This is a genomic window from Kitasatospora sp. NPDC088548 (genome assembly GCF_044753005.1).
In the GTDB taxonomy this organism is placed as follows: Bacteria; Actinomycetota; Actinomycetes; order Streptomycetales; family Streptomycetaceae; genus Kitasatospora.
This window is the reverse complement of the sequence record NZ_JBIVMI010000013.1, coordinates 20,953-34,509: the sequence shown is the minus strand read 5'-3', so window position 1 is coordinate 34,509 and position 13,557 is coordinate 20,953. Positions and strand designations below refer to the sequence as shown.

13 protein-coding genes are annotated in these 13,557 nt (G+C 71.9%); all 13 read left to right on the top strand.

From position 1 onward, the window contains the following. The first annotated feature begins 30 nt into the window (after positions 1-30). The 13 genes from ACIP82_RS18245 to ACIP82_RS18185 all read left to right on the top strand — a co-directional run bounded on the left by ACIP82_RS18245 (position 31) and on the right by ACIP82_RS18185 (position 13,317). Positions 31-996: a Rossmann-like and DUF2520 domain-containing protein gene (locus tag ACIP82_RS18245; RefSeq protein ID WP_400654324.1), complete on the top strand. Its 966-nt coding sequence runs from the start codon at positions 31-33 to the stop codon at positions 994-996. Next, positions 996-1,901: a pantoate--beta-alanine ligase gene (gene panC / locus ACIP82_RS18240; protein ID WP_363606020.1), complete on the top strand. Its 906-nt coding sequence runs from the start codon at positions 996-998 to the stop codon at positions 1,899-1,901. Before ACIP82_RS18245 ends, panC begins: the two co-directional genes overlap by 1 nt. Positions 1,902-1,946: 45 nt before the next feature. Continuing rightward, positions 1,947-2,423, top strand: coding sequence for an aspartate 1-decarboxylase (panD, locus tag ACIP82_RS18235; protein ID WP_400654322.1), 477 nt, complete (start codon positions 1,947-1,949; stop codon positions 2,421-2,423). Positions 2,424-2,440: 17 nt separating this feature from the next. Further along, the gene (locus ACIP82_RS18230; protein ID WP_400654320.1) at positions 2,441-4,114 is read left to right on the top strand and encodes an L-aspartate oxidase; all 1,674 of its coding nucleotides are present in this window, start codon (positions 2,441-2,443) and stop codon (positions 4,112-4,114) included. Positions 4,115-4,118: 4 nt separating this feature from the next. Beyond that, positions 4,119-5,090 (top strand): carboxylating nicotinate-nucleotide diphosphorylase, encoded by a 972-nt coding sequence (nadC, locus tag ACIP82_RS18225; protein ID WP_400654318.1) that lies wholly within the window; start codon positions 4,119-4,121, stop codon positions 5,088-5,090. A gap of 51 nt (positions 5,091-5,141) precedes the next feature. Continuing rightward, entirely contained in the window at positions 5,142-5,927 is a 786-nt protein-coding gene (locus ACIP82_RS18220; protein ID WP_363606025.1) for a type III pantothenate kinase, read from the top strand. A gap of 184 nt (positions 5,928-6,111) precedes the next feature. Continuing rightward, positions 6,112-6,840 (top strand): hypothetical protein, encoded by a 729-nt coding sequence (locus ACIP82_RS18215; RefSeq protein ID WP_363606026.1) that lies wholly within the window; start codon positions 6,112-6,114, stop codon positions 6,838-6,840. 66 nt (positions 6,841-6,906) lie between these two features. Further along, on the top strand, positions 6,907-8,511 hold the full coding sequence (lysX, locus tag ACIP82_RS18210) for a bifunctional lysylphosphatidylglycerol synthetase/lysine--tRNA ligase LysX (RefSeq protein ID WP_400654548.1): 1,605 nt from the start codon (positions 6,907-6,909) through the stop codon (positions 8,509-8,511). Between the two features lie 4 nt (positions 8,512-8,515). After that, on the top strand, positions 8,516-8,638 hold the full coding sequence (locus ACIP82_RS18205) for a hypothetical protein (protein ID WP_030304873.1): 123 nt from the start codon (positions 8,516-8,518) through the stop codon (positions 8,636-8,638). Between the two features lie 118 nt (positions 8,639-8,756). After that, entirely contained in the window at positions 8,757-9,173 is a 417-nt protein-coding gene (locus ACIP82_RS18200) for a BlaI/MecI/CopY family transcriptional regulator (protein ID WP_363606030.1), read from the top strand. A 9-nt stretch (positions 9,174-9,182) separates the two neighbouring features. After that, the gene (locus ACIP82_RS18195) at positions 9,183-9,719 is read left to right on the top strand and encodes an amino-acid N-acetyltransferase (protein WP_363606031.1); all 537 of its coding nucleotides are present in this window, start codon (positions 9,183-9,185) and stop codon (positions 9,717-9,719) included. A 92-nt stretch (positions 9,720-9,811) separates the two neighbouring features. Continuing rightward, positions 9,812-10,162 (top strand): Lsr2 family protein, encoded by a 351-nt coding sequence (locus tag ACIP82_RS18190; protein ID WP_363606033.1) that lies wholly within the window; start codon positions 9,812-9,814, stop codon positions 10,160-10,162. Between the two features lie 635 nt (positions 10,163-10,797). After that, positions 10,798-13,317, top strand: a complete 2,520-nt coding sequence (locus ACIP82_RS18185) for an ATP-dependent Clp protease ATP-binding subunit (RefSeq protein WP_363606034.1) — start codon at positions 10,798-10,800, stop codon at positions 13,315-13,317. Positions 13,318-13,557: the final 240 nt, after the last annotated feature.

Below are 13,557 nucleotides of genomic sequence, written 5' to 3'. Positions count from 1 at the left end.
GGAACGGAGAGTGAGGACGAGGGCCTGGCCGTGAGCACGTCCGACAGTGCCGACTTCCCCGCGTTCGGCGACCCCGCCCCGTTCCCCGACGGCTTCGGCGACCCCACCGACCCCGGCAACCGCCCGGCCCGGCTCTCCGTCGGCGTGGTCGGCACCGGCCGGGTGGGCCCCGCCCTCGGCGCCGCCCTCCAGCTCGCCGGGCACCGCGTGGTCGCCGCCTCCGGGGTCTCCGCCACCTCCCGCCGCCGCGCCGAGGCGCTGCTGCCCGGCGTCCGGATCGTCACCCCGCCGCAGGTGCTCGCCGCCGCCGACCTGGTGCTGCTCACCGTCCCCGACGACGCCCTCGCCGACCTGGTCGCCGGCCTCGCCTCGACCGGCGCCGTCCGCCCCGGCCAGCTGGTGGTGCACACCTCCGGCGCGCACGGCGTCGCCGTCCTGGAGCCCGCCACCCGGGCCGGCGCGCTGCCGCTCGCGCTGCACCCCGCGATGACCTTCACCGGTACCTCCGTCGACCTCGCCCGGCTGGCCGGCTGCCCGTTCGGCGTGACCGCCCCCGAGGAGCTGCGCCCGGTCGCCGAGGCGCTGGTGGTCGAGATGGGCGGCGAGCCCGAGTGGGTGCCGGAGGGCGTCCGCCCGCTCTACCACACGGCCCTCGCGCACGGCGCCAACCACCTGGTCACGCTGGTCGCGCAGGCGCTGGAGCTGCTGCGCACGGCCGGCGTCGCCGAGCCCGGACGGCTGCTCGGCCCGCTGCTCGGCGCCGCCCTGGACAACAGCCTGCGCTCCGGCGACGCGGCCCTCACCGGCCCGGTCGCCCGGGGCGACGCGGGCACCGTACGGCGCCACCTGGCGCAGCTCAGTACGGTGTCCCCGGACATCCCGGCGGCCTACCGGGCGATGGCCAGGGCCACCGCCCAGCGGGCGCTCGCCAACGGAACGATCGACGAAGCGTCGGCGGCGGCGCTGCTGGACGTACTGAACGAGGAGAAGCACTGATGGCACGCGGCAAGCAGCCCGGCAAGGCGCAGCGGGCACCCAAGGTCCACCGGGCCGTCGTCACCCACACCGTCGCCGACTTCGAGGCCGCCTTCTGGCCGGACGAGCAGCCGGTCGACAACGCGGTCGTGATGACCATGGGCGCGCTGCACGAGGGCCACGCCGCGCTGATCCGGGCCGCCCGCAAGCAGGTCGGCCACGAGGGCCGGGTGGCCGTCACGGTCTTCGTCAACCCCCTGCAGTTCGGCGCCGGCGAGGACCTGGAGCGCTACCCGCGCAGCCTGGACGAGGACGTCCGGCTGGCCGAGGAGCACGGCGCCGACGTGGTCTTCGCGCCGTCCGTCGAGGAGGTCTACCCGAACGGCGAGCCGCAGGTGCGCCTGGCGGCCGGCCCGATGGGCGAGCGCTACGAGGGTGCCACCCGGCCCGGCCACTTCGACGGGGTGCTGACCGTGGTCGCCAAGCTGCTGCACATCACCGACCCCGACTACGCCTTCTTCGGCGAGAAGGACGCCCAGCAGCTGGCGATCGTCCAGCGGATGACCGCCGACCTGGACTTCGACGTCGAGATCGTCGGCGTGCCGACCGTCCGCGAGGAGGACGGGCTGGCGCGGTCCTCCCGCAACCGGTACCTCTCCGCCGAGGACCGCGAGCACGCGCTCGCCCTCTCCAAGGCGCTGTTCGCCGGCCGCGACGTGGCCGCGCAGGGCCCGAAGGCCGTGCGCGAGGCGGCCGCGGCCGTCCTCGACGCCGCCGGAGGCGTCACCCTCGACTACCTCGCCCTGGTCGACCCGCACGACTTCACCGAGGCGGCGGACGGCTTCCAGGGCGAGGCGGTGCTGGCCGTGGCCGCGAAGGTGGGCACCACCCGCCTGATCGACAACGTCCGCATGATCGTCCGATAACGCAGCAGCACCCCTCAGGCATGCACTCACAGGAGGCGTGACCCCATGCTCCGCACCATGCTCAAGTCCAAGATCCACCGGGCCACGGTGACCCAGGCCGACCTGCACTACGTCGGCTCGGTCACGGTGGACGAGGACCTGCTCGACGCCGCCGACCTGCTTCCCGGCGAGCTGGTCCACATCGTCGACATCAACAACGGCGCCCGGCTGGAGACCTACACCATCGCCGGCCCGCGCGGCTCCGGCGTGATCGGCATCAACGGCGCCGCCGCCCGCCTGGTCCACCCCGGCGATCTGGTCATCCTGATCGCCTACGGGCAGATGGACACCGCCGAGGCCAAGGGCTACCTGCCCAGGGTCGTCTTCGTGGACGACCGCAACCGGATCACCGGCCTGGGCGGCGACCCGGCCGAGGCCGGGGAGGGCACCGGGCTGGTCCGCGGCGACCTGGGGGCACCCCCCGGCCGCCGGGCCGGGGGCGCGTACGGTGACCGCAACGGCGCGGCCCCGACCGCGCGCTGAAGGAGCCACTGAACGCCATGTCCGTCACGCACCGCCTCACCGCCCCCGCCCCCGGCTGGACGGCCACCACCGACGTCGTGGTGGTCGGCTCCGGGGTGGCCGGCCTCACCGTCGCCCTCAACGTCCGCAAGGCCGGCCTGCGGGCCACGGTGGTCACCAAGGCGATGCTGGACGACGGGTCCACCCGGTGGGCCCAGGGCGGCATCGCCGCCGCCCTGGGCGAGGGCGACACCCCCGAGCAGCACCTGGACGACACCCTGGTGGCCGGCGCCGGTGTCTGCGACGAGGAGGCCGTCCGGGTCCTCGTCACCGAGGGCCCGGAGGCCGTCCGCCATCTGATCGCCACCGGCGCGGCGTTCGACCGCGACGCCGAGGGCGAGATCCTGCTCACCCGCGAGGGCGGCCACCACCGGAGCCGGATCGCGCACGCCGGCGGGGACGCCACCGGTGCCGAGATATCGCGCGCCCTGGTCTCCGCCGTGCGGTCCGACCCGGACCTCGAGCTGATCGAGCACGCGCTCGTCCTCGACCTGCTGACCGACGCCGACGGCCACGCGGCCGGCCTCACCCTGCACGTGATGGGCGAGGGCCAGCGCGACGGCGTCGGCGCCATCCGGGCCCGCGCGGTGGTGCTCGCCACCGGCGGCATGGGCCAGGTCTTCTCCGCCACCACCAACCCGGCGGTCTCCACCGGCGACGGCGTGGCGCTCGCCCTGCGGGCCGGCGCCGCCGCCGCCGACCTGGAGTTCGTCCAGTTCCACCCGACCGTGCTCTGGCTCGGACCGGACGCCGAGGGCCAGCAGCCGCTGGTCTCCGAGGCGGTCCGCGGCGAGGGCGCCCACCTCGTCGACGCCGACGGGACGCGCTTCATGGTCGGGCAGCACGAGCTGGCCGAACTGGCCCCGCGCGACATCGTCGCCAAGGCCATCACCCGGCGGATGCAGCTCCAGGGCACCGATCACATGTACCTGGACGGGCGGCACTTCGGCGCCGACATGTGGGAGCGGCGGTTCCCGACCATCCTCGCCTCCTGCCGCGCGCACGGCATCGACCCGGTCACCGAGCCGATCCCGGTCGCCCCGGCCGCCCACTACGCCTCCGGCGGCGTCCACACCGACCTGCGGGGCCGCACCACCGTGCCCGGCCTGTACGCCTGCGGCGAGGTGGCCTGCACCGGGGTGCACGGCGCCAACCGGCTGGCCTCCAACTCGCTGCTGGAGGGCCTGGTCTTCGCCGAGCGGATCGCCGCCGACCTGATCGCCCGCCACCGGGCCGGCGAGCTGCCCGAGCGGTCGGTGGACGTGGCCGCGGCGCGCGCCGCGCACCCGGTGCCGCTGCCCGCTCCCGAGGCACGCGCCGAGATCCAGCGGCTGATGTCGCGCGGCGCGGGCGTGCTGCGCTCGGCCACCTCGATGGCCGACTCCGCGGCCGGGCTGGCGCTGCTCGCCGAGCAGGCGTACGCGGACGCCGCCGAGGCGAAGCCGGCCGACCCCCGGGTGGAGACCTGGGAGGCCGCCAACCTGCTGCTGGTCGCCACCGCCCTGGTCACGGCCGCCGCGCAGCGCGCGGAGACCCGTGGCTGCCACTGGCGCGAGGACTTCCCCGAGCGGGACGACGCCCACTGGCGGCGCCACCTGATCACCACCCTCACCGCCTCCGGCGATCTTGTCAGCACCCCTGAGGAGCAGTAGAACCATGACCCACTCCCACGAGGAACTCCCCCTGGCCGACTCCCAGGGCGGTTGCGGCGACGGCTGCGCCTGCGGGGACGGCGAGGGCTACGAGACCGGCCTGGACCCGCAGCTCGCCGAGCTGCTGGAGGAGGCCGGGCTGGACCCGGTCGAGGTCGAGGACATCGCCACCCTGGCGCTGGCCGAGGACCTGGCCGGCGGCGAGGACGTCACCTCGGTCGCCACCGTGCCCGCCGACGCCGTCGCCACCGCCGACTTCACCGCCCGCGAGGCGGGCGTGGTGGCCGGCCTGCGGATCGCCGAGGCCGTCGTCTCGCTGGTCTGCGAGGAGGAGTTCGAGGTCGAGCGGCACGTCCAGGACGGCGACCGGGTCGAGGCCGGCCAGGTGCTGCTCTCGGTCCGCAGCCGTACCCGCGACCTGCTGACCGCCGAGCGCAGCGCGCTCAACCTGCTCTGCCACCTCTCCGGCATCGCCACCGCCACCCGCGCCTGGGCGGACGCCCTGGAGGGCACCGGCGCGGTGGTCCGCGACACCCGCAAGACCACCCCGGGCCTGCGCGCGCTGCAGAAGTACGCGGTGCGCTGCGGCGGCGGCGCCAACCACCGGATGGCGCTCTCCGACGCCGCCCTGGTCAAGGACAACCACGTGGTGGCGGCCGGCGGTGTGGCCGAGGCCTTCCGGGCCGTCCGGGCCGCCTACCCGGAGCTGCCGGTCGAGGTCGAGGTGGACACCCTGGAGCAGATCCCGCCGGTCCTGGAGGCCGGGGCCGACCTGATCCTGCTGGACAACTTCACCGTCCCGCGGCTGAAGGAGGCCGTCGACCTGGTGGCCGGCCGGGCCCGGCTGGAGGCGTCCGGCGGTCTGACCCTGGCCACCGCGCGCGAGGTCGCCCAGACTGGTGTCGACTACCTGGCCGTGGGCGCGCTCACGCACTCCTCGCCGATCCTGGACATCGGCCTGGACCTGCGCGCCTAGGGCTTGTCGGTCAGCTCGACCCCGCCCGCTCCGACCCGCAGAAAGCACCCCATGCTGCTCACGATCGACGTCGGCAACACCCAGACCACGCTCGGCCTGTTCGACGGCGAGGAGGTGGTCGAGCACTGGCGGATCTCCACCGATCCACGCCGTACGGCCGACGAGCTGGCGGTGCTTCTGCAGGGCCTGATGGGCGCCCACACCGCGGTCGCCGAGGCCGCGGTGGAGGGCCTGGCGATCTGCTCCTCGGTCCCCGCCGTGCTCCACGAGCTCCGTGAGATGGCCCGCCGCTACTACGGCGACGTCCCCACGGTGATCGTGGAGCCGGGGGTCAAGACCGGCGTGCACGTCCTGATGGACAACCCCAAGGAGGTCGGCGCCGACCGGATCGTCAACGCCCTGGCCGCCAACCACCTGTACGGCGGCCCGTGCATCGTGGTCGACTTCGGGACCGCCACCACCTTCGACGCGGTGAGCGCCCGCGGCGACTACGTCGGCGGGGCGATCGCCCCCGGCATCGAGATCTCGGTGGAGGCGCTCGGTGTCCGCGGCGCCCAGCTGCGCAAGATCGAGCTCGCCCGGCCGCGGAACGTGATCGGCAAGAACACCGTCGAGGGCATGCAGTCCGGCATCCTCTACGGCTTCGCCGGCCAGGTCGACGGCCTGGTCGACCGGATGGCCCGCGAGCTCGCCAAGGACCCGGACGACGTCCAGGTCATCGCCACCGGCGGGCTCGCCCCGCTGGTCCTCGGCGAGGCGACCACCATCGACGTCCACGAGCCCTGGCTGACCCTGATCGGCCTGCGCCTGGTGTACGAGCGCAACCGCCCCAGCTGAGGCCCTCCCGCCGCTTCACCCGATGGCGTGTCCCCCCGCGGACACGCCATCGGCGTGTGGCGGGCGCCACATCCCGGCGAACGGGGCAGCCCACCCGCGGCCCGGACCCCCGGCACCGGGCCGAACGTGCGGATTCGGCGCGACGCTACCGACAAATCGGATATTCCTCACGTAGTGTCAGCCCATGCCTACGCCACACGGATCGCGCGGCGGCATGGCCTTCAGCGCCGACGAAGTCCGCGTGCTGCGCCGCGCCCTCGCCCAAGCCCTGCACCCCGCCGTACCCGTCCACCTCCAAGGACCGCTGCCGTTCGCCGGCGCGGGCGCCGAACTGTGGGCGGAGGACGTCCAGGACGCACTGCGCCTGACCGAGGCGATCGACGAAGCCGTCCAGGAAGGCGGCCGGCTCCGCGCCTTCCTCCTCGCCGACCTCGGCCGGTACCGGTCGGCGCTGCCCGGCAGCGCCAGCGGCTACCTGGAACGTCTGGAGGAGGCCGTGGCCGACGGCTACCTGCCCGGGCCCGAGGACCTCACCGCGCTGCGCGGCCTGACCCGTCAGCCGTGCGGCCACGGCGAGCGGGTCCGCCGTTCCCGGCTCGCCGGGCGCTGCCACGCGCTGGCCGAGGCCGCCGTCCGCGAGCGGCTCGCCCTCACCACCGGCCAGCGCCACCTCATGGCCGTACCGAGTCCTGCCGCACCCCTGCGCAGTCTCCCCACCCCTGTTGGAGGACGGATTCCGATGAGCAGCACCGACTCCCCCGCCGAGCAGCCCGCCGCTCCCCCGACCGAGCCCCGCCCCCACCGGATGCCCACCCCCGCCGAGCTCTTCGGCCGCCGCCCCAAGCCCCCGGTCCGCCCGGCTCCGCCGACCGACGGCCCGGAGGAACTGGAACTCGCCACCGGCACCGGCTGACCGTCCGCCGCACCCGCCGGAGGGGGAGACCGCACCCGCGGTCTCCCCCTTCGGCGTGCGACGCGGATATCCCGTGGCGGAGCACCGACGGGGGCTGGCTACCCTTGTGGGGTGAGCGATCAGAGCCCCATCCCCGCGACCGACGACCTTCCCGAGCAGATGCGCGTCCGGCGCGAGAAGCTCGACCGGCTCCGGGCGGCCGGCGTCGACCCGTACCCGGTCGGCTTCCCCCGCACCAGCACCATCGCGGATCTCCGCGCCAAGCACCCCGACCTGGCCCCGGACACCGCGACCGGCGAGCGGGTCGGCATCACCGGCCGGGTGATCCTCTCCCGCACCGGCGGCAAGCTCTGCTTCGCCACGCTGCGCGACGGGACCGGAGACCTCCAGGTGATGTTCTCCCTGGACAAGCTGGGCGAGGAGCGGCTGGCGGCCTGGAAGTCGGACATCGACCTGGGCGACCAGGTCGGCGTCGAGGGCGAGGTGATCACCTCCCGCCGCGGCGAGCTGTCGGTGATGGTGGACCGCTGGGCGCTCACCGCCAAGTGCCTGCGCCCGCTGCCGGACAAGCACAAGGGCCTGACCGACCCGGAGGCCCGGGTCCGCCAGCGGTACGTCGACCTGATCGTCAACCCCGAGGCCCGCGAGATCCTGCACCTGCGCAGCAAGGTGGTCCGCTCGATCCGCCGCACCTACGAGGAGCGCGGCTACATCGAGGTCGAGACCCCGATGCTGCAGCCGGTGCACGGCGGCGCCAACGCCCGCCCGTTCAAGACCCACATCAACGCGTACGACATCGACCTCTTCATGCGGATCGCCCCGGAGCTGTACCTCAAGCGGCTGGTGGTCGGCGGCGCGGAGAAGGTCTTCGAGATCAACCGCAACTTCCGCAACGAGGGCGCGGACTCCACCCACAACCCCGAGTTCACCTCGCTGGAGTCGTACGAGGCCTACGGCGACTACGACACCCAGGCCGAGCTGATCCGGGCGACGATCGTCAACGCCGCCCGGGACGCGCTGGGCACCACGGTGATCCGCGGCCTCGACCCGCACGGCGTCGAGCACGAGATCGACCTGGCCGAGCCGTGGGACGAGGTCGGCGTCTACCCGGGCATCTCCGCCCGCCTGGGCACCGAGGTCACCCCGGAGACCTCGGTGGAGGAGCTGCGCGAGCTGGCCGCCGAGCACGGCATCCCGTTCGAGAAGGACTGGGGCCACGGTCAGATCGTGCTGGAGATGGTCGAGCGCCTGCTGGAGGAGAACGCCGTCCGGCCGACCTTCATCAAGGACTACCCGACCGAGGTCTCCCCGCTGACCCGCCAGCACCGCTCGGTCCCGGGCGTGGCCGAGAAGTGGGACCTGGTGATCTTCGGCACCGAGATCGGCACCGCCTACTCCGAGCTGGTCGACCCGGTCGAGCAGCGGGCCCGCCTCACCGCGCAGTCCCTGCTGGCGGCCGGCGGCGACGTCGAGGCGATGCAGGTCGACGAGGACTTCCTGCGGGCCCTGGAGTACGCGATGCCGCCCACCGGCGGCCTCGGCCTCGGGGTGGACCGCCTGATCATGCTGCTCACCGGCAAGAACATCCGGGAGACCGTGCTCTTCCCGCTGGTGAAGCCGGAACCCAAGGCGTCCGCCGCCACCGCGGCGGAGAAGACCGAGGAGGAGTGACCTGATGGACTACGTCAGCGCGATCGTCCCGCCGCTGGTCATGGCGATCGGCTTCGGCTTCCTGGTGCGGGCCATCATCCGCAGCCAGGGCGGAGCCCAGAAGGCCAAGGAGGATCTGGCCGACTGACCTGTCGGCCGTCCGCGAACACCACCGCGCCGCCATTCCCGATTCCGGGGGTGGCGGCGCGCCGGTTTGGCGGTACTTCACAAGATTTGCCCCATTCACTCCCTATCCTGGCCGCACTATGGTCCGGCAACTCGGCGAACTTGAGAACGCCATCATGACCCGGGTGTGGCAGTGGAACCGACCGGTGACGGTTCGCGAGGTTCTCGTGGATCTGCAGTCGGAACGCGATATCGCGTACACCACCGTGATGACCGTCCTCGACAAGCTCCACAGAAAGGGCTGGCTGCGCCGCGAGCGCGCCGGACGGGCCTATCGATATGAGCCGGTCTCGTCCCGCGAGGCCTACACGGCGGCCCTGATGAACGATGCCTGGGCCACCAGTGACAATCCCGCGGCGGCCCTGGTGCACTTCTTCGGCCTGATGTCCCCCGAGCAACGGGAGGCACTCCGCGACGCGTTGCGGGTGGCCGCTCTGTTCCCGCCCGATCCGGATAGCCCGGATACCGAGGAGACCGCGCCGGGCCCGACGCGATAGCGTCCCGCCATGGAGGTCACCATCCGCCGGGCGCGGACCACGGACGTACGGGCCGTACGCGGGCTCATCGACGCCTACTCACGCGACGGCATTCTGCTCGACAAGCCCACCGTCACCCTGTTCGAATCCGTCCAGGAGTTCTGGGTCGCGGAACGCGACGACAACGGGGCCGTGGTGGCCTGCGGCGCGCTGCACGTGATGTGGGAAGACCTCGCCGAGGTGCGCACACTCGCGGTGGATCCGTCCTGCCGCGGACACGGGGTGGGACACCTCCTTCTGGAGAAGCTGCTGCAGACCGCGCGCTGGCTCGGCGTCCGTCGGATTTTCTGCTTGACGTTCGAGGTGCCCTTCTTCGCGAAACACGGTTTCGTCGAGATCGATGAGCTCCAGGAAACCGATGATGGTACGACAGACCCGGCGGCGGTCGCTACGGATGTCTATGAAGAACTTCTCCGCTCGTACGATGAAGGTGTCGCGGAGTTCCTGGACCTGGAGCGGGTGAAGCCCAACACACTGGGCAACTCACGCATGCTGCTGCACCTCTGAGCGGCTCCCGGCGCGGTCAGGGGTTTGTGTTTTCCGGGGAAAGGCGCTTTCCTTTCCTTAGGCAATGGGTCGTTTAACGGAAAGGGAAGCCCGTGGCACAGAGGGTGCAGGTCATTCTTGAAGACGATCTCGACGGTGGTTCGGCGGACGAGACGGTGACGTTCGCGCTCGACGGCGTTGCCTACGAGATCGACCTGAAGAGCGCCAACGCGGACAAGCTGCGCGGTCTGCTGGCGCCGTATGTGGAGAAGGGCCGCAAGCAGAGCGGCCGGCTGGCCGGCGCCCGGCGCCCCGGCCGCGGCACGGCACCGCGCCCGTCCGGCAGCGCTCCGGACACCGCCAAGATCCGCGCGTGGGCCAAGGAGCAGGGCCTGGAGGTCAACGACCGCGGCCGGGTGCCGAGCACCGTCCGCGAGGCCTACGACAAGGCCAACGCGTCCTGATTCCGGCGCCGTCCGACCGCCGGAGCGGATGCGGGGCTCCGGCGGCCGCGTGAGACGTCACACGGCACACGTGCGGGGCGCGGGGGGAATCTCCTCCGCGCCCCGCGGTGCGCCCCCGGTGCCCGCCGCCGGCCCGGGCGTCCGGGGCACCGGCTCGGGCGGCGGAACAATCACGAGCCGTGCAACGCTGTAAGGGCGAAGCGGTAACGCGGACACCACCGGGACGGTGCGACGGCCGCGGCTGAACCACCGTCACCGCCGGCCGACTTCTCGCCAGGCGAACACCATCGCCACGGAAACTGCGCGAGAACCACCCCGATACCGGGTATGAATGCCGGTGGACGGGGTCGTGTACCCCGCCCGGGGCAGTACGCGTGACCGGCCGGGGGCCGTCCGGCTGCGCCGAGGCAGGTGTTGTTCGCCGATGGCGTAGCGGTATCCGGTGCATCCGGCCCACCTGTGGGAACACCGTCTCCCAGCATCAGGTTGGGATTGGTGTCGGCTGGTCGCGCAGCATCTCGCTCCCGTAGCGGGGAGTGAATCCGTGGGCCGCGCCGCTGAGCGGGACTAGCATGCGGAAGGACAGGGCGGGGACCGACCCCGAACTGCCCGACCGCTCTGAGGAGCGATAAACGATGTTCGAGAGGTTCACCGACCGCGCGCGGCGGGTTGTCGTCCTGGCTCAGGAAGAAGCCCGGATGCTCAACCACAACTACATCGGCACCGAGCACATCCTCCTGGGTCTGATCCACGAGGGTGAGGGTGTCGCCGCTAAGGCCCTGGAGAGCCTCGGGATTTCTCTTGAGGCCGTTCGCCAGCAGGTCGAGGAGATCATCGGCCAGGGCCAGCAGGCCCCGTCCGGTCACATTCCCTTCACCCCCCGGGCGAAGAAGGTCCTGGAGCTGTCGCTCCGGGAGGCCCTGCAGCTCGGTCACAACTACATCGGCACCGAGCACATCCTGCTCGGCCTCATCCGCGAGGGCGAGGGCGTCGCCGCCCAGGTCCTGGTGAAGCTCGGCGCCGACCTCAACCGGGTGCGCCAGCAGGTCATCCAGCTGCTCTCCGGCTACCAGACCGGGGGCGGCAAGGAGTCGGCCACGGCCGGCGGGCCCGCCGAGGGCACCCCGTCGACCTCGCTGGTCCTGGACCAGTTCGGCCGCAACCTCACCCAGGCCGCCCGCGAGGCCAAGCTCGACCCGGTGATCGGGCGCGAGAAGGAAATCGAGCGGGTCATGCAGGTGCTGTCCCGCCGCACCAAGAACAACCCCGTGCTGATCGGTGAGCCCGGCGTCGGCAAGACGGCCGTGGTCGAGGGCCTGGCCCAGGCGATCGTCAAGGGCGAGGTCCCGGAGACGCTCAAGGACAAGCAGCTCTACACGCTAGACCTGGGCGCCCTGGTGGCCGGCTCCCGCTACCGCGGTGACTTCGAGGAGCGCCTGAAGAAGGTCCTCAAGGAGATCCGCACCCGCGGCGACATCATCCTGTTCATCGACGAGCTGCACACCCTGGTCGGCGCGGGCGCCGCCGAGGGCGCCATCGACGCCGCCAGCATCCTCAAGCCGATGCTGGCCCGCGGCGAGCTGCAGACCATCGGTGCCACCACCCTGGACGAGTACCGCAAGCACCTGGAGAAGGACGCCGCGCTGGAGCGCCGCTTCCAGCCGATCCAGGTCGCCGAGCCCTCGCTGCCGCACACCATCGAGATCCTCAAGGGTCTGCGCGACCGCTACGAGGCCCATCACCGGGTCTCCATCACGGACGCCGCCCTGGTCGCCGCCGCCACCCTGGCCGACCGGTACATCTCGGACCGCTTCCTGCCGGACAAGGCCATCGACCTGATCGACGAGGCCGGTTCGCGCATGCGCATCCGCCGGATGACCGCGCCGCCGGACCTGCGCGAGTTCGACGAGAAGATCGCCGACGTGCGCCGCGAGAAGGAGAGCGCGATCGACGCGCAGGACTTCGAGAAGGCCGCGTCCCTGCGCGACGACGAGAAGCAGCTCCTGCAGGCCAAGACCAAGCGCGAGAAGGAGTGGAAGGCCGGCGACATGGACGTCGTCGCGGAGGTGGACGAGGAGCTCATCGCCGAGGTCCTGGCCACCGCCACCGGCATCCCGGTCTTCAAGCTCACCGAGGAGGAGTCCTCGCGGCTGCTGCGCATGGAGGACGAGCTGCACAAGCGCGTCATCGGCCAGAAGGACGCCATCAAGGCGCTCTCCCAGGCCATCCGGCGCACCCGCGCGGGCCTCAAGGACCCGAAGCGCCCCGGCGGCTCGTTCATCTTCGCCGGCCCGTCCGGTGTCGGTAAGACCGAGCTGTCCAAGACGCTCGCCGAGTTCCTCTTCGGCGACGAGGACGCACTGATCTCGCTCGACATGTCCGAGTTCTCGGAGAAGCACACCGTCTCCCGGCTCTTCGGTTCGCCCCCCGGCTACGTGGGCTACGAGGAGGGCGGCCAGCTGACCGAGAAGGTGCGCCGCAAGCCGTTCTCCGTCGTCCTCTTCGACGAGGTGGAGAAGGCCCACCCGGACATCTTCAACTCGCTGCTGCAGATCCTGGAGGACGGTCGGCTGACCGACTCCCAGGGCCGCGTGGTCGACTTCAAGAACACCGTCATCATCATGACGACCAACCTCGGCACCCGGGACATCTCCAAGGGGTTCAACCTGGGCTTCGCGGCCACGGGCGACTCCACCACCGGGTACGAGCGGATGAAGGCGAAGGTCGGCGAGGAGCTCAAGCAGCACTTCCGCCCCGAGTTCCTGAACCGTGTCGACGACATCGTGGTCTTCCACCAGCTGTCCGAGGAAGACATCATCCAGATCGTCGACCTGATGATCGACAAGGTGGACGGTCGGCTCAGGGACCGTGACATGGGCCTGGAGCTCAGCATCGAGGCCAAGAAGCTGCTGGCCAAGCGCGGCTACGACCCGCTGCTCGGTGCCCGTCCGCTGCGCCGCACCATCCAGCGCGAGATCGAGGACCACCTCTCCGAGAAGATCCTCTTCGGCGAGCTGCGGGCCGGCCACATCGTGGTCGTCGGGGTCGAGGGCGAGGGCAAGGAAGCGAAGTTCACCTTCCGGGGCGAGGAGAAGTCCGCGGTCGCGGACACTCCGGCCGCGGTCGCCTCGTCGGGTCCGGACCTGACGAAGTAGCAACAGTTAACAGATAACAGCACACGGTCTGGGCCCCTGGCGTTCGCGCCAGGGGCCCGGGCCGTTTTGCGTGGCGTCGCGGAAGCCGTGACGCGTCCCACGAAGTCGCAGCTGGCGGGCCCGGCCGGGGGCTGGTGTGCGTGCGACCGGATTTCAAGGCAACTTTAACGCTACAGATATTGACAGATCGTCAGCTGATAGAGAGTCGCGGAGCATAGCGCTGTGGCCATGTCACGGTCA